The 17214-nt window shown below is 39.4% G+C and carries 16 protein-coding genes and 1 pseudogene; 12 read left to right on the top strand and 5 right to left on the bottom strand.

The features are described 5' to 3' along the window. The first annotated feature begins 1069 nt into the window (after positions 1 to 1069). From QE404_RS06570 to QE404_RS06550, 5 genes are all read left to right on the top strand, one after another. Positions 1070 to 1537 (top strand): nucleoside triphosphate pyrophosphohydrolase family protein, encoded by a 468-nt coding sequence (locus QE404_RS06570; RefSeq protein WP_307448219.1) that lies wholly within the window; start codon positions 1070 to 1072, stop codon positions 1535 to 1537. A 5-nt stretch (positions 1538 to 1542) separates the two neighbouring features. Beyond that, positions 1543 to 2106 carry a TlpA family protein disulfide reductase gene (locus tag QE404_RS06565; protein WP_307448216.1) on the top strand — a complete coding sequence of 188 codons (564 nt, stop codon included), beginning with the start codon at positions 1543 to 1545 and terminating at the stop codon, positions 2104 to 2106. A 2-nt stretch (positions 2107 to 2108) separates the two neighbouring features. Then, a complete protein-coding gene (locus QE404_RS06560; protein ID WP_307448213.1) occupies positions 2109 to 2720 on the top strand; it encodes a DUF4230 domain-containing protein in 612 nt (203 codons plus the stop codon). Positions 2721 to 2882: 162 nt separating this feature from the next. Further along, positions 2883 to 4178, top strand: coding sequence for a hypothetical protein (locus QE404_RS06555; RefSeq protein WP_307448210.1), 1296 nt, complete (start codon positions 2883 to 2885; stop codon positions 4176 to 4178). Between the two features lie 98 nt (positions 4179 to 4276). Continuing rightward, positions 4277 to 4465: a hypothetical protein gene (locus QE404_RS06550; protein WP_307448207.1), complete on the top strand. Its 189-nt coding sequence runs from the start codon at positions 4277 to 4279 to the stop codon at positions 4463 to 4465. Positions 4466 to 4573: 108 nt separating this feature from the next. On the opposite strand, the pseudogene leuB reads toward QE404_RS06550, so the two are convergent. The 4 genes and pseudogenes from leuB to QE404_RS06530 form a co-directional block, all read right to left on the bottom strand. Then, positions 4574 to 5699 (bottom strand): annotated as a pseudogene (leuB, locus tag QE404_RS06545) (3-isopropylmalate dehydrogenase). After that, on the bottom strand, positions 5689 to 6288 hold the full coding sequence (gene leuD, locus QE404_RS06540) for a 3-isopropylmalate dehydratase small subunit (RefSeq protein ID WP_307448201.1): 600 nt from the start codon (positions 6286 to 6288) through the stop codon (positions 5689 to 5691). The pseudogene leuB and the gene leuD overlap by 11 nt, the downstream one beginning before the upstream one ends. Positions 6289 to 6291: 3 nt before the next feature. Continuing rightward, positions 6292 to 7680: a 3-isopropylmalate dehydratase large subunit gene (gene leuC, locus QE404_RS06535; protein WP_307453361.1), complete on the bottom strand. Its 1389-nt coding sequence runs from the start codon at positions 7678 to 7680 to the stop codon at positions 6292 to 6294. A 10-nt stretch (positions 7681 to 7690) separates the two neighbouring features. Then, on the bottom strand, positions 7691 to 8854 hold the full coding sequence (locus tag QE404_RS06530) for a 2-isopropylmalate synthase (protein WP_307448199.1): 1164 nt from the start codon (positions 8852 to 8854) through the stop codon (positions 7691 to 7693). 147 nt (positions 8855 to 9001) lie between these two features. Here QE404_RS06530 and QE404_RS06525 point away from each other — a divergent pair, with 147 nt between their 5' ends. Beyond that, positions 9002 to 10552 carry a hypothetical protein gene (locus tag QE404_RS06525; protein WP_307448196.1) on the top strand — a complete coding sequence of 517 codons (1551 nt, stop codon included), beginning with the start codon at positions 9002 to 9004 and terminating at the stop codon, positions 10550 to 10552. On the opposite strand, the gene QE404_RS06520 is transcribed toward QE404_RS06525, so the two are convergent. Beyond that, positions 10445 to 11527, bottom strand: a complete 1083-nt coding sequence (locus QE404_RS06520; RefSeq protein WP_307453787.1) for a dipeptidase — start codon at positions 11525 to 11527, stop codon at positions 10445 to 10447. The genes QE404_RS06525 and QE404_RS06520 overlap by 108 nt on opposite strands. A gap of 199 nt (positions 11528 to 11726) precedes the next feature. Here QE404_RS06520 and thrS point away from each other — a divergent pair, with 199 nt between their 5' ends. The 6 genes from thrS to QE404_RS06490 all read left to right on the top strand — a co-directional run bounded on the left by thrS (position 11727) and on the right by QE404_RS06490 (position 17205). Beyond that, positions 11727 to 13652: a threonine--tRNA ligase gene (gene thrS / locus QE404_RS06515; protein ID WP_307448190.1), complete on the top strand. Its 1926-nt coding sequence runs from the start codon at positions 11727 to 11729 to the stop codon at positions 13650 to 13652. Positions 13653 to 13826: 174 nt separating this feature from the next. Then, positions 13827 to 14327, top strand: coding sequence for a translation initiation factor IF-3 (infC, locus tag QE404_RS06510; protein WP_307448188.1), 501 nt, complete (start codon positions 13827 to 13829; stop codon positions 14325 to 14327). Positions 14328 to 14484: 157 nt separating this feature from the next. Further along, the gene (locus QE404_RS06505) at positions 14485 to 14730 is read left to right on the top strand and encodes a hypothetical protein (RefSeq protein WP_307448185.1); all 246 of its coding nucleotides are present in this window, start codon (positions 14485 to 14487) and stop codon (positions 14728 to 14730) included. Positions 14731 to 15252: 522 nt separating this feature from the next. Beyond that, the gene (gene rpmI / locus QE404_RS06500) at positions 15253 to 15450 is read left to right on the top strand and encodes a 50S ribosomal protein L35 (RefSeq protein ID WP_034676300.1); all 198 of its coding nucleotides are present in this window, start codon (positions 15253 to 15255) and stop codon (positions 15448 to 15450) included. 118 nt (positions 15451 to 15568) lie between these two features. Continuing rightward, complete coding sequence (rplT, locus tag QE404_RS06495) at positions 15569 to 15913, top strand: 50S ribosomal protein L20 (protein WP_103233532.1); 345 nt, start codon at positions 15569 to 15571, stop codon at positions 15911 to 15913. A gap of 113 nt (positions 15914 to 16026) precedes the next feature. Then, a complete protein-coding gene (locus tag QE404_RS06490) occupies positions 16027 to 17205 on the top strand; it encodes a M28 family peptidase (RefSeq protein ID WP_307453784.1) in 1179 nt (392 codons plus the stop codon). The last annotated feature ends 9 nt before the right edge of the window (positions 17206 to 17214 follow it).

The raw sequence follows: 17214 nt of genomic DNA, 5'->3' as shown, positions 1-17214 counted from the left end.
CGGAAACGGGCAGTCTTTTTTTGATTTTTGAATTATAAATTTTAGATTATGAATTATGAATTATGAATTATGAATTATGAATTATGAATTTTAAATTTTAGATTTTAGATTTTGAATCTTGACGAATATTGAATAGCAGGCAATAAACTACGACCTAGGAAAGAAAGGCGTTAAAAAAAAATAAAGGCTGTGAACGTTAAGAAAATTCTTATGTCCGAAGCGCGGCACAGAAAATTCAAAGACAGTGCTCATAGCTGATCCGCGCAAGTTTAGAATTTTTAGAGAACAGCGTTTATTTTTAGCCTTTCTTTCCAGTCTTGATCTTTTGTTTCTTTTGTATCAAGACAAAAGAAAGGAGAGTAAGATGATGTAAATTTAGATGATAGACGGGAATCTTGAATTTTAAATTATAGATTATAAATTTTAGATTTTGAATCTTGACGAATATTGAATAGCAGGCAATAAACTACGACCTAGGAAAGAAAGGCGTTAAAAAAAATAAAGGCTGTGAACGTTAAGAAAATTCTTATGTCCGAAGCGCGGCACAAAAAATTCAAAGACAGTGCCCACAGTTAATCCGCGCAAGTTTAGAATTTTTAGAGAAGAGCGTTTATTTTTAGCCTTTCTTTCCAGTCTTGATCTTTTGTTTCTTTTGTATCAAGATAAAAGAAAGGGAGAGCAAAATGACGGGAATCTTGAATTTTAAATTTTAGATTATAAATTTTAGATTTTGAATTATGGATTATGGATTTTGAATCTTGAATCTTGAATCTTGACGAATATTGAATAGCAGGCAATAAACTACGACCTAGGAAAGAAAGGCGTTAAAAAAATAAAGGTTGTGAACGTTAAGAAAATCTATGATTTAGCAATTCATATATAAAATGCAGATCACGCTAGAACTTTACTGACGATTCAAAATCCATAATCTAAAATCTAAAATTCATGCTTAAAATAAGATTACCAGAAGACGGATGATACCATTAAACAACAATTAGCAAAAAGTAACACTCAATTTCTGGCATGTCATGCCTTAAAATTTTATATTTGTCCTTTAATAAACTTACTCATGGATAAAATTGACAGCCTGAACCAAGTAGCAGAATTCCATACTACTTTCAAAGCTCCTATTCTCGAAACCCCTCAGATCCCTTCCGAAGATCGCTGCAACCTAAGAGTGGCATTGCTGCAGGAAGAGCTGAATGAGCTTAAACAGGCGATAGAAGATAAAAACATTGTTGAAATCGCAGATGCGTTATGTGACCTTCAGTATGTATTGAGCGGTGCCGTACTTGAGTTCGGGCTTGGCAGCAAATTTGTAACGTTATTCAACGAAGTCCAGCGTTCCAATATGTCGAAAGCGTGTGACACTGAAGAACAGGCACAGGAAACCGTAGCTTTTTACAAAGAAAAGGACGTGGATTCATTTTATGAAAAATCAGGAGAAAAATACAATGTATACAGAAAGGCAGACCATAAAGTACTGAAGAACAAATACTATTCTCCTGCCGATTTAAAATCAATTATAGAAGATTAAATCTTATGAAAAAATTCATTACCCATATCATCTTTGCCACCGCTTTCATAGGGTCGCTGCAACAGTTCAGTGCTCAGAAAGTTGTTGTTAACCGTGAGGTGGAAACCCAAAAGGATGGCAAAATGCTGTTGGGAGTCCAGACGAAAGACCAGTTTACGAAAGTACCGTATGCCGATTGGTATACCAAGGAGCATGATGAATATGCTCTTGACCAAAAAGCCATCAGCGAGCTTAAAAAACGGAAAATAAATTCGTACAACCTCATTGTTTTCATGGGTACGTGGTGTGAAGACAGCCACAGGGATTTTCCGAGGCTTATGAAAATCCTGGAAGAAGTAAAATATCCGGAAGATAAAATGACAATTATTGCGGTCAACCGTAAAAAGGAATCGCCTTCAGGGGAAGAAGCTACCTACAATATCCAGAAAGTACCGACGATTATTGTACAAAAATATGGAAAGGAAATCGGACGTATAATCGAAATGCCTACTACCGGATATGTTGAAAGGGACCTGGTGGAAATCCTGAACAAAGATGACCAGTCTGTTATTAAAGAAATATTTAAATAAGTTTGAAAAAATATAGATTACCTCTTGCGTTTGTGGCAGGAGCATTGGTGATGCTGATGCTATTTTTTGGCATCCGTTCCTGCCTGAATTTAAGTCCTGTGGAGAAAAAGGAACAGTCGGATTATTATATCCTGACCAACCAGATTTCCAAGATGAATAAAATGGTGGTGATGGAGCAGGATGTTTCCAGCATGCAGAAAACCAAGATGAGCTATGAGCTTTTCGGCAAGGAGCTTTCTGCAAACAACATCATTACCTACACGAAAACCAATGCACAGGTATCTTATGATCTCAATAAGATGAAGATGGTGGTGGATTCAGTCAATAAAAAGCTGATCATTACCGAACTTCCGGATGCCGATATCAGGATCACGCCAAGTGTGGAAATCCAGTCGCTTGATGATTCCTTTTTTAACAGGATTTCTGAAAAAGACATCAAAAATGTAACGCAGAAAGCCAAAGCAACTGCGATACAGTCCATAGACCAGAACCGGCTGAGAAAAGAAGGGCATCAACAGCTGATGGATAACCTGAACCAGATTTTTGTACTGGCAAAAGCATTGAATTATACGATTGAGGACCAAACCGGAAAGATAGGTGTGCTGCCTCTTTAAGTATTAGAAAAAGATTTAGAGTTTTTTCTTACGAATTCATAATGCATTATTTACAGTAGAGAATACACTCATATTTTTTTTTATAAAAAATTCTCGTAAATATTTTATTAGCTTATTTAAGCTTTTTGAATATATTTGATTTATAAAAAATACAAATAAAAAGTGAAAAAATCAGCATTTGTAGCTCTATTATCTGCTTCAATCACCAGTCTTTTCGGACAAGACTTTCAAAATAATAAAACTGATAGCATCTCTTATTATTTCAGAGAAATTAAGGAAGCTACTGCAAAAAGAACCAAGATTTGGAATAAAGATTTGTATGGAGAAATATTGCTTGTAGATCCAGAAAACCGCCAGTTTTACAGCAATGAGAAAGATATAACTTTTGATCCCAATGATTTTAAAAAAATCAGTGAAGGAAAAATACCTGATACTATAAATATAGCGAATACTTCTATACAATGGAGAGGAAGAAATTGGGCAATGATTATGCTTCCACTTCCTGCAGATAAATATGATCGTATAAATCTCATGTCCCATGAGCTTTTTCATAAAGCACAAAACTCATTAGGGTTCACCCAAGGAAATAAGCAAAGTGATCATTTGGATCAGAGAGATGGAAGGGCTTATCTTAGACTTGAACTTGTAGCATTATTGACAGCCATTCTTTCAGATTCGTCAAAAGAGCAAAAAAAATATTTAACTGATGCTATTTCTTTTAGAAACTACAGGCACAGCCTTTTCCCTAATTCTGCCTCTATTGAAAATGAACTTGAACTTAATGAAGGTTTGGCTGAATATACAGGATTTATGATAAGCTCAAGAGATCGAAAGCATATCAAAGATCATTTTACAAAAGCCGTCAATACATTTATCAAAAACCCTACTTATGTACGTTCATTTGCTTATCAAACAATTCCTATGTACGGCTATCTGCTTAATTTAAAGGAACCCTACTGGAATCAGCAGATTACCAACGACTCAGACCTTACAAAATTTTTTATTAATCATTTGCAGATTAAGACACAAAACCTGTCAAAAAAAGATATCGATAAACTTGCTGAAAATTATAATGGACCTTTAATTTTTAAAGAAGAGCAAATTAGGGCGGATAAAATTAAAAAACTCATTCATAACTATAAACTTAAATTCATTGATAAACCCCACCTGGACATACATTTTGAGAAAATGTCCGTATCTTTTGATCCTAGAAATATTTTGCCTATAGAAGATAAAGGTACAGTATACCCACAAATTAGAGTCACAGATACATGGGGTATTCTTGAAGTCCATAATGGTGCGCTAATGAGTAAAAATTGGGATAAGATCACTATTACAGCACCTTTAAGAATGGATGATCCGAAAATTGAGGGAGATGGTTGGACATTATTGCTTAATAAAGCTTATACTATTAGGAAGGATGATAAAACTGGTAATTTTACTATTTCTAAAAAATAAGTTATTGTATTGAAGAATAATCTTTATAATATATAACTCATATTCAATCTTTTTTGGCAAACGCTTTGAATACATTTATACATATAAAATTTACAGCGATGGACCCAAAAGAGAAAAATAAGGATCATGAGTCTGCGAACTCTGCAGAAACTAAAAAGCAAAACGAGGATTTCCGCGATATTCCTGCGGCATCTGAAAAAACCAATCCGTCTGATATTGACAAGGAAGATGTAAAAAAGTCATCTGAAAACAATGAATCAGGCAAAACAGACAATACAGAAGAATGATCTTCATACAGAAAGTTCAGGACCAAAGGTCCTGAACTTTTTTAATAAGCATCACTTAAAAATATATTGAATCCTGTTAATCATAAGAAAGTCATTCCATCAATAATGTCAGACAATGGTGGACTTCCCTATTTTCACATTTTCAAAAATTATAATAAGACTTTTCGGAATACTTGATGTAATCGGCGATGAAGCTTCCTACTTCAGTGGTTGAACAAGGCTGCTCCGCTTTAAGGTCCACCGTTACATACCGGTTCTCAATAGCGTGTTCTACAGATTCCCTTAATTTATCCGCTGCCTGGTCCAGCTGAAGGTAATCCAACATCATGGCTGTACTCAGAATTGACGCGATAGGATTGGCAATGCCTTTACCTTTTGCCTGCGGATAAGATCCGTGGATCGGTTCAAACAATGCATTTTCTTTACCTACAGATGCAGAAGGCAGCAATCCGATAGACCCGCCGATAACGCTGGCCTCATCAGAAATAATGTCCCCAAACATATTTTCCGTAAGGATTACATCAAACTGCTTAGGATTAAGGATCAGCTGCATCGCTGCATTATCTACAAACATATAGTCCAGCTGAACATCAGGATATTCAGCAGCAGCTTCCTGAACAATTTTCCTCCACAGTCTTGAGGTATCCAATACATTCGCTTTATCGATCAGGGTCAGCTTTTTACGTCGCCTCTGGGCTTCCTTAAATGCCATATGCGTAATCGGGAGAATATCTTCCCTGCTGTACCGGCATACATCATAGGCATAAGCGCCGTTTTCTTCCGTAAACTTTTCCCCGAAATAAATACCGCTGACCAGTTCCCTGAAGATCTGGATATCGGTTCCTTCTATGATCTCTTTTTTCAGAGGGCTTTTTTCAATCAGTGAAGCATACGTCTTTAAAGGGCGGATGTTGGCAAAAAGTCCCAATTCCTTACGGAGTTTCAGTAATCCCTGCTCAGGCCTTACCTTTGCGTCTGGGTTATTGTCAAAAGCCGGGTCGCCGATCGCTCCGAAAAGAACCGCATCGGATTCGCGGCAGATGGCCAGTGTTTCATCCGGAAGAGGATTTCCTGTTTTATAAATGGCATCAGCACCCATCAATCCATACTGGTATTTGAAAGTGTACTGGAATGCTTCGCCGATGGCATCCAATATCTTGATGCTTTCCGCTACCACTTCAGGTCCGATCCCGTCTCCCGGTAAAACGGCTATTTTAAAAACATTATCGCTCATATACTTTTTGTGTTTTAAGTTCAAATTCCTGAATTGCTTGTTTCCTGCTGATCAGGAAGTCTATATCATCGTACCCATTTAACAGACATATTTTTTTGTAGGAATCCAGTTCAAAGTGCTCTGTCCTGTCATTGAATGTTATGGACTGCTGTTCCACGTCAACTTTGATTTCAAGTTCAGGATCCTGTGTGATCCCATCCAGGATAACCTTCAGGAAATCCTCGGAAACTTTTACGGGCAGCAAACCGTTATTCAGGGCATTTCCCTTGAAGATATCCGCGAAATAACTGGATACAATAACTTTAAAGCCATAATCGGTCAGTGCCCATGCCGCATGCTCACGGCTGCTCCCACAACCGAAATTATTTCCGGCCACCAGGATTTCACCGCTAAACCCGGAATCATTCAATACGAATTCCTGATTTGGTTCTCCTGTATGGACGTTAAATCTCCAGTCCCGGAAGAGATTGTTTCCGAAACCCTTTCTGTCTATACTCTTTAAAAACCGGGCCGGGATAATCTGGTCCGTATCAATATTTTCTGCGGGCAAAGGAATAGCCCTTGATTGTATGGTAACTAATTTCTGCATGGCTTAATTTAAATGTTGAATGATTGAAATTTTGCCTTCTACGGCTACTTTTGCAGCAGTTAAAGGACTGGCAAGTATGGTTCTCGCTCCCTGCCCCTGCCGGCCTTCAAAATTCCTGTTGGAAGTGGAAACACAATATTGTCCATCCGGAATTTTGTCATCATTCATGGCAAGGCATGCGGAACATCCGGGCTGCCTGATCTCAAAACCGGCTTCCCTGAATACTGCATCCAAACCCTCCTCATAAATCTGCTTCACTACTTGCTGTGAACCGGGAACGATCAGGGCATGAACATGTCCGGACCTGCTTTTTCCTTTGATATATTCCGCTACAGAACGAAAATCTTCGATCCTCGCATTGGTGCAGCTGCCGATGAATACATAATTGACCTGGATATCAGACAGAGACTGTCCTGCATGTAATCCCATATACTGGAGCGCCTTGGCTTCAGATTCATTTCGTGGTGCCGGAATATTTTCATGAACGGAAATACCCATTCCCGGATTGGTGCCATAGGTAACCATAGGCTGGATTTCAGAAGCATCGAAGGTAAATTCACAGTCAAAGACTGCTCCTTCATCTGTTTTCAGGGTTCTCCAGTACGCTACTTTCTCTTCCCATTCCTCTCCTTTAGGGGCAAAAGTCCGGCCTTTCACATAATCAAAAGTAATATCGTCAGGAGCAATCATTCCTCCCCGGGCACCCATTTCGATGCTCATATTACACACCGTCATCCGTCCTTCCATCGACATGTTTTCAAATACGTCTCCTGCATATTCGCAGAAATACCCGGTTCCCCCGTCTGTCCCTATTTTGGAAATGATGTATAAAATCACATCCTTTGGCTGAACATCCTGATTGAGGGTTCCTTTTACGGTAATCCTCATGGATTTTGGCTTATTCAGTAAGAGGCATTGGCTGGCAAATACCTGAGCTACCTGACTGGTTCCAATTCCGAAAGCAATGGCACCAAATGCACCATGCGTAGATGTATGGCTGTCTCCGCATACGATGCTCATGCCCGGCTGTGTAATGCCTAATTCCGGTGCAATGATGTGAACAATTCCCTGGTACGGGTGTCCTAGTCCGAATAGCTCAATACCGTTCTTTGTACAGTTTTCTGTAAGCTGCTCTACCTGGTTTCTGGACAGTTCATCCCGGATTGGTAATTCCTGATGCTGTGTAGGAACATTGTGGTCGGCAGTGGCCACAATCTGTGCAGGCCTGAATACTTTCAGGTCCCTGGCCTCCAGCTCGGCAAACGCCTGAGGGCTGGTCACTTCATGAATGAGGTGTTTATCGATATAAATGATCTGGGGTCCGTCCGGTACCGTTTCAACAACGTGGGCATCCCAGACTTTATCAAAAAGTGTTTTCTTATTGTTATTCATGTTGGTCATCTTATCCTATTTTTCTTGCGAAAACTTCCATCATCATATTCAGGTCGTCATTATTGACTTCTTTTTTACGGTCGGCGATTTTCAGGAATTCCTGGTAAAGGATGTCCAGCTCGTTTTTAGTAACTTCAAAACCGATATGTTTGAACCGGTATGCCAGTGCAGACCTCCCGCTTCTTGCTGTAAGGACAATAGACGATGAGCTTACCCCCACATCCTCCGGGTCAATGATCTCATAGGTTTCCCTGTTTTTGATCACGCCGTCCTGGTGTATCCCTGAGCTGTGTGCAAATGCATTGGCACCTACAATAGCTTTGTTAGGCTGAACAGGCATGCCCATCAATTCAGAAACCAGAGCGCTTATCGGGTTAAGCATTCTGGAATTCACATGGGTATGCAGGTGCAAATCTTTATGTTGGTTGAAGATCATGACGACTTCTTCCAATGCTGTGTTCCCTGCTCTCTCGCCCAGTCCGTTAATGGTACACTCTATCTGTCTTGCCCCGTTGATGGCCCCTGCAATGGAATTGGCAGTAGCCAGGCCGAGGTCATTGTGGCAATGGCAGGATATAACAGCTTTATCAATGCCTTTTACATTTTCTTTTAAATACCTGATTTTAGCCCCATATTCTTCAGGAAGGCAATAACCGGTGGTGTCGGGAATGTTGATTACTGTGGCCCCTGCTTTGATCACAGCTTCGCAGACCCGTGCTAAATATTCATTATCCGTCCTTCCTGCATCCTCTGCATAGAATTCTACATCCTCAACAAACGTCTTGGAGTATTTTACTGCTTTAACCGCACGGTCTATAATATCTTCACGCGTAGAATTGAATTTATATTTAATATGGGAATCGGAAGTTCCTATCCCCGTATGGATCCTGGGTTTTCGGGCAAACTTCAGGGCCTCGGCAGCCACTTCTATATCTTTTTGATTGGCTCTTGTCAACCCGCAAACCGTTGCATTCCTTACCAATTTTGAAATTTCCGAAACGGAATGGAAGTCGCCCGGACTTGAAACCGGAAAGCCAGCTTCAATAATATCAATCCCTAGATCATCAAGCCTTTCAGCTATAATCAGCTTCTGCTCCGTATTCAACTTACATCCCGGAACCTGTTCCCCATCCCGTAAGGTGGTATCAAAAATTTCAACTTTTTCCGAATTCATAATCGTATTTTTACCTAATTTTGAATCAAAACTATGATTTGCATTTGTGTTTATCCATGCGCTTCTTATGAAAATTACAATGCTCGATAATGGAAATAAAAGCTTTAAATAACTAAAAATCAATAGTATAAATACCATAAATTTACAATGGCAGAATTGCAGAAAGATTTTTTATTTGTCCTGATCAAGTCGATGACAACATCCGAAAAGCGGCAGTTTCGGTTATTCGTGAACCGGCTCGGCATTAATACGGATGCAAAATTTCTTTTGCTGTTTTCTGAAATGGACAGGATGAAAGAATACGACGAAAACGTCATCCTGACAAAGAAAATCTCTACCAAGCAGCAGCTTTCCAACCTGAAAGCCCATCTGTACAAACAGATCCTGGTAAGCCTCCGCATGAATCCCAGCCACCAGAATAACAGGATACAACTCCGGGAGCAGCTTGATTTTGCCAATATCCTTTATCAGAAAGGACTGTATAAACAGGCCCTTAAAATTTTGGATAAAACCAAATTGTCGGCACTGGAACTGGACGAAAAAAGTATTGCCATGGAAATCATTGATCTTGAAAAGGTCATTGAATCGCAATACATTACCCGCAGTATTGAGGGACGGGCTGATGAACTCATCCGCCAGTCCAAGGTCATCAGCAAGCAGAACCAGTACACTACGGACCTCTCTAACCTTTCCCTGAAATTATACAGCGAAATGCTGAGCCATGGTTATGTGAAGAATGATGAAGACCGTCTGAAAATCCTGGAGGTATTCAATTCCCAGATCAGAAAAATTAATTTCAATAAACTGAAGTTTACGGAAAAGCTCTGGTATTATAAGGCCCATGTATGGAAAAACCAGTTGCTTCAGGATTATAAGTATACCCTCAAATATGCTTATTTATGGGTGGATCTGTTTCACAACACCCCAGACATGATCCTGAACCATCCCGTATGGTATATTAAAGGGAATACCTATCTTCTGAAAATCCTTTTCCTGTACGGCAATGTAGATACACTGGAACAGCATTTCAGAAATTTCAATGAGACGGTAAGCGCTCAGAACTTCGTACAGAATGAAAACCTCCAGGCACTGATTTTTCTGACCCATTCCAATACCCTGATGAATATTCATTTTATCAAAGGTGAGTTTTTCTCAGGAACAAAGCTGATTCCGGAGATTGAACTTAAAATGAATAAGTTTCGGGATAAGATCGATGAGCATCATTTCATGATCCTTTACCTGAAAATGGCAGCTATGTTTTTCGGGAGCAAAAAATACGCAGAATCCATAGCTTATTCTATGAAGATCATTGAATCCAAAAGGAATGTTCAGGAAGACCTGCTGTTCCACACCCGAATACTGATCCTGATGTCCAAACACGAATCCGGCAATGATGAAGATTATGACGAATTTATCAGGTCAACATTAAAGTTTGCCATGAAAATGAAAAAACCGGAAACCTTCCACTTTGAAAGTATCAATTTCTTTAAAAATCTCAATAGCCTGGTTTTAAGCAACAAACAGGAGGCATTTGAAGCTTTTGATCAAAAGCTGGAAACCTTTTCAGAAAACCAGTACTACCGGAGATCCTTACTGTACATTGATATCCATGGATGGGTAAAAGCCAAGGTGCAGCATGTAGATGTTATTGAAATCATCCAGCGGAAGGTCAAGTATACAAGACGACTGAAAAATTAAATACCGTTCCTGGCTAGAAAATCCAGGACATTCTGATGGCTTATCTTTTCCATGATTTCCTGGGGAAAAATCTTCCGATATCTTTTTATTGATGGTATTATAAGCTGTGGCATCCTTAAATTCATCAAAGAAAAAAGGGATTCTTGATTGGTCAGGATGTTCTTTGTCATAAAAGAAATCACCTCCGTAAGCAATACAGTTTTCTGCTCCCAATGACAGGGCGTACTGTATATGCTCATAAAGCCGTTCAGGGTGGCCGTGATCTATATAATCTTTAATAAAGTTAAGCCCTATCAGGCCTTTTCTCCGGATCAGTTCCTGGACAAGCTCATCCGGAAGGTTCCTTTTGTTGTCGTATACGCTCCTGTAATTGGAATGGCTCGCCAGGATAGGGACAGAATAATTTTTACGGTCAAGGTAATTTAGGATATCATAAGCCAGTTGATCACTGGTATGGGCAAGATCGATGGCTATTTTCCGGTCTGAGATATAGTCAATCAGGACCTTACCATCTTCCTTAAGGCCTGTATCTGTGAAATTACCACCACCAAAACGGTTTTCCGTATGATGTGTGATTCCCATATAAAATATTTTCCTGGTATTTTGAATGATCGTCTCCAGGTTTTTAAATCCGGCGTCGAGATCCATATCTTCCTCACAGAATGCAGACGCATTCTCTATCGCCGAGATTACACCTACTTTGTCCGCATATTCAGGAATATTAATGTTATGCTCATAGAACAGGAAAAAATCGTTGCTGTTCAGGAATTCTCTAAAAATTTCGCTCTGGCGGATCCCATTATGAAAGCTTCCGGATCCTGTAGAAGCATAGATGGCCATCACCTGGAGCTTCACATGGCCTTTTTTAAGGTAAGGAAGTGAGCAGCCCGGTTGCCCGTCATCAACAGAAGTATTGGCTCTCAGCAGATAAGCCAGCAGATCACAATGCAGATCGGTATTAAAAGTATTCATCATATTATAGATTGATTGGGTTTAAACTGAAGAGTAAAAATTAAAAATTCCGGGGTACATAACCCTAACGATACAGCTAAGTGTAGTTTTACAAGCCTATATTGATGGGCCGGCATCATTAATTCTCAATTCAAATATACGCTTATATAGCATATTATCTAAAAAATCCGTATTTTTGCTTTTTAAAATTTCTTAGTAAACAATGATAAAAATTACACTTCCAGACAATAGTGTCAGAGAATTCGATTCAGGGGTAACTCCCCTGGACGTGGCAAAATCTATCAGCGAGGGACTGGCAAGAAATACCATCTCCGCAGTTGTAAATGATAAACAAGTAGAGGTAACCACCCCTATTACCACGGATTCTACGGTACAGCTGTTAACCTGGAATGATGATCTTGGAAAGAAAGCGTTCTGGCATTCTTCGGCCCACCTTTTGGCGCAGGCCATCCTTGAGTTTTATCCTGATGCTAAGCTTACCATTGGACCAGCCATTGAAAGCGGATTCTACTATGATGTAGATTTCGGAGACGAATCATTGTCTGAAAAAGACTTTGAAAAAATCGAAAAGAAGGTCCTTGAAAATGCCAAAAAAGGTTCAACATTCTCTCTATATCCGGTTTCCAAAGAAGAAGCCCTGAAAACGTATGCCGATAACCCATATAAGGTGGAGCTGATCTCCAACCTCAATGACGGGGAAATCACTTTCGTGACCCATGATAATTTTACCGACCTTTGCCGCGGAGGACACATCCCGAATACCGGAATCGTGAAGGCGGTTAAAATTCTGAATGCAGCCGGAGCCTACTGGAGAGGAAATGAGAAAAACCCTCAGCTGACCCGAGTATACGGAATTTCTTTCCCGAAACAGAAAGACCTTACCGAATACCTTGAAAGACTTGAGGAAGCGAAAAGAAGAGACCACAGAAAGCTTGGAAAGGAGCTTGGCATTTTTGCCTTCTCCGAAAAAGTAGGTGCCGGACTTCCATTGTGGCTGCCGAAAGGGACCGCTTTAAGAAGAAAGCTTGAGAATTTCCTTACCGATGCTCAAAAAAAAGGAGGATACGAATTTGTAATGTCTCCGCACATCGGGGCCAAAGAATTGTATGTAACCTCAGGACACTGGGATAAATACGGTGAAGACAGCTTCCAGCCGATAAAAACCCCGAATGAAGGAGAAGAATTTTTGCTGAAGCCTATGAACTGTCCGCACCACTGCGAAATCTACAAGACTTCCCAATGGAGCTACAGGGACCTGCCGAAGAGATATGCGGAATTCGGAACAGTATACAGGTATGAACAGTCCGGTGAGCTTCACGGCCTTACAAGGGTACGTGGGTTTACTCAGGATGATGCACACCTTTTCTGTACTCCGGACCAGCTTCTGGAGGAGTTTGAAAGTGTAATCGACCTTGTACTGTATGTCTTCAAGTCTTTAGGTTTTGAAGATTTCGTGACTCAGGTTTCATTGAGGGATCCTGACAATAAGGAAAAATACATCGGTTCTGATGAAAACTGGGAGAAAGCCGAAAGCGCGATTATCACAGCAGCTAAGAACAAAGGCCTGAGAACCGTTGTAGAATACGGTGAAGCAGCATTCTACGGTCCTAAGCTTGATTTCATGGTAAAAGATGCATTAGGAAGAAGATGGCAGCTGGGAACAATTCAGGTGGATTATAACCTACCTGAAAGATTCGACCTTCATTATATCGGAAACGACAATGAAAAGCACAGACCGGTAATGATCCACAGGGCACCTTTCGGATCAATGGAGCGGTTTATTGCCATCCTTTTGGAAAATACAGCAGGTGATTTCCCTTTGTGGCTGAGCCCAGAGCAATACATCATCCTTCCTATCAGCGAAAAGTATTCAGATTATGCAAAAAAGGTTTCACAATTTTTGGAAAATCACGATATTAGCGGCCAGATTGACAACAGAAATGAAAAAACGGGTAAAAAGATCCGTGATGCCGAATTAAATAAAATCCCTTTCATGCTTGTGATCGGGGAAAATGAAGAAAAGGATGGCACAATTTCTGTTAGAAGACGTGGTGAAGGAGACCTTGGAGTCATGAAGATGGACGATTTCGTTACTTACTTTAAAAAGGAGGCGGCGATAAAATTTTAGATTGAAAGATTAAATAATTAGCAGATTGAAACTTTCTTTTAATCATGGCATTTTTAAATGCTTCAATCTTTCAATTGAACTTAATTAGATATTAACCCATAAAATTATAATACAATAGCACAAAGATTTAACAACAGGGGCCCACAGAGACGTCCACAACAGGAGGACGCTCATTTGATCAACGAAAAAATTCGTGTGAGAGAACTTCGTTTGGTGGGCGATAACGTAGAGCCGGGAGTTTATCCTACGGATAAGGCCAGACAGATTGCTTCAGAGCAGGAACTTGATCTGGTTGTGATCTCAGATAAGGCCGAACCTTATATTGCAAGAGTACTGGACTATAAAAAGTTTTTGTATGAGCAAAAAAAGAAACAGAAAGAGCTTAAGGCTAAGCAGGTAAAAGTGGTGGTGAAAGAGATCCGTTTCGGACCTCAGACCGATGAGCACGATTACGAATTCAAAAAGAAGCATGCCGAAAAGTTTCTGGAAGAAGGTTCGAAGCTGAAGACCTACGTATTTTTTAAAGGGCGTTCCATCATTTTCAAAGATCAGGGGGAAATTTTACTCCTTAAGCTTGCACAGGATCTTGAACATGTAGGAAAAGTAGACCAGCTTCCTAAACTGGAAGGTAAAAGAATGATCATGATGATGAGTCCTAAAAAACCAGCTAAATAATCAATCGGCAGATTTGAAAAAAATCTGACATCCATATAAACCTCAAAGCAATTTGAGGTTTTTGTTTTTTTGATGGATGATGATTAACCGCAATGATCACAAAGATTTTTGACACATAAGAATCATGAAGATGATGGCTTTAAAATAAGAATAACATATGAGTTTTAAAACCTGCGGTTTTTATGGGGAATATAAATTAGCCTCATATGCCAATCTGCGAGCGTTGGATATTTTTACAGGAAGTTTAAGTCACAATAGTTTTTTGACACTTAAGAATTATGAAGATGATAGCTTGAAAAATAAAGATCACATAAGTTTTAAAAAACCTGCGGTTTTTATGGGGAATATAAATCAGCGTCATTTGCCAATCTGTGAGCGTTGGATATTTTTACAGGAAGTTTAAGTCACAATAGTTTTTTGACACTTAAGAATTATGAAGATGATAGTTTTAAAAATAAAAGAACACATAAGTTTTAAAAAACCTGCGGTTTTTATGGTGGGTATAGATCTGCGTCATCTGCCAATCTGCGAGCGTTGGATATTTTTACAGGAAGTTTAAACCATAATAGTCACGAAAGTTTTTTTATACATAAGAATCTAAAGATGATAGCTTGGAAATAAAAAATTTTCACTGAGCATATGTACTGTTTCTCAATAATAAATTTCGTGTTTACTTCTGGAACCCTGACAAGGTTGATGATCTGGATCTGTAATAGATGAACCACCAAAATCGAAAAGTTATTTACAGGGATAGTTTTGATCTTTTGTATGATTGAACAATACAGGGCATAAGTATCTTCCTCTACTCTATTAAATAAATCCTTTTCAGTATCAATAATTTTCCTTAATTTTGCAGACTATTATCCTCAGGTATTTTGAGGAACCAAAACAGATATTGATAACAAAATAATAAAAAAGCAAAACAATGCCAAAATTAAAAACGAAATCAGGTGCTAAAAAGCGTTTTGCTCTTACCGGAACCGGCAAGATCAAAAGAAAAAATGCTTACAAAAGCCACATCTTGACTAAGAAAGAAACTAAGCAGAAGAGAAATCTTACTACTACTTCTTACGTAGCTAAAGTGGATGAAAAAAGTGTTCAGCGTCAATTAGCCATCAAGTAGTTTTTATAAATCTATATCCGGTTTATAAGAATTCAAAATTCAACAATTTAACCCTGAAACGGAGCAGCTAAGTACAATGAAAAAAATTGTCGCCCTTTTCAAAAAAACAATTTAAATTATGCCAAGATCAGTAAATGCCGTAGCCTCAAGAGCTCGCAGAAAGAAAATTTTTAAGCACGCTAAAGGTTATTTCGGAAGAAGAAAGAACGTTTGGACAGTAGCTAAAAACGCGGTAGAAAAAGCAATGCAATATGCTTACCGTGGTAGAAAAGAGAAAAAGAGAAATTTCAGAGCCCTTTGGATCACCCGTATCAACGCAGGAGCCAGAGAGCACGGAATGTCTTATTCTCAGTTTATGGGAACTCTTAAAAAGAACAACATCGAATTGAACAGAAAAGTTTTAGCTGATTTAGCAATGAATCACCCTGAAGCTTTCAAAGCTGTTGTAGATCAAGTAAAATAATGTAGAATTTTTTGTTATCAATATAGTCCCGGGTTTTGCCCGGGATTTTTTTATTGTTACATTTGTGTCCTATCGTTGATTCTCTTTAAAGAAACGCTAAATTAAGTGAAAAGGTGAAAAAATTAAGCACATTCCTTATGACTGTTGCTGCGGCATACAGCTTTACTGCACAGACTTTTATCCAGGCTTACCAGAACAGGGCGAACCAGGTCTCCCAGACCAATATTACCGGCAACCTGCAGGAATTTGGTAATCTGGGTGTGAAAACCACAGGGTCTGCCAATAATACGAATGCCCTGAACTGGCTGAAAGCAAAATACCAGTCCTATGGATATTCCGTCAGCCAGATGCAGGAAGATAGTTTTACTTATGGCAGCAGTACTTCCAAAAACCTTATCATTACCAAAACAGGAACAGTTTACCCGAATGTATATGTCATTATCTGCGGGCATTATGATACGATTACCGGTCCCGGAGTTAGCGACAACGGAAGCGGTACTTCCATCATCCTTGAAGCAGCGCGTATTTTAAAGGATGTTCCCACAGAATATTCGGTAAAGTTCATCCACTTTTCAGGAGAAGAACAGGGATTGGTGGGCAGCTCCCACTATGCCAATAATGTTGTTTTCCAGAATGGCGTAAGGCAACTCAATATAAAACTTGTTTTTAACATAGACCAGGTAGGCGGTAAGATCGGCAACAACAATAATGCGATCAAATGCGAGAGCGACCAGAGCGGTCAAACCGGAAATAATGCGGCTTCCAATGCAGTTACCCAACAGCTGGCTACCTGCACAACCCTATATTCTCCTTTGCAGACTGTTATGTCCAATGCTTATTCATCAGACTATATGCCTTTTGAGCAAAACGGTGATGTGATCACCGGTTTTTATGAAAATGTAAGGAGCTTCAATGAACATACGGTGAATGATACGTTTGCAAATGTGGATCCTGTATACGTTTACAATGTAGGAAAAGCTGCCGTAGGTGCACTTCAGCATTTTGCCGTAGCCACTTCCACACTGGCTGTTAAGGAAGCAGGTGCACAAAAGACACTGGAATCTTCCGTAAAAATCTATCCCAACCCGGCAAAAGATATGATCTATATAGACCTTACGGATCCGGCGGTTAAAAATTTCAGTTTTGAATTAACAGACCTTTCCGGTAAGCTGCTTTTGAAAACGGAAAATGAAAAGAAAATCAATATCTCAGAAGTAAGCAACGGAGCCTACCTCGGGACGTTGAAAGCCAATGACCAGATCGTCGTAAGAAAGATTTTGGTAGGAAGGTAATCATTGAGA

Source organism: Chryseobacterium camelliae (assembly GCF_030818575.1).
Classification (GTDB): domain Bacteria; phylum Bacteroidota; class Bacteroidia; order Flavobacteriales; family Weeksellaceae; genus Chryseobacterium; species Chryseobacterium camelliae_A.
Note: the sequence above shows the minus strand (reverse complement) of the source record. Positions and strands in the feature narration are given on the sequence as shown.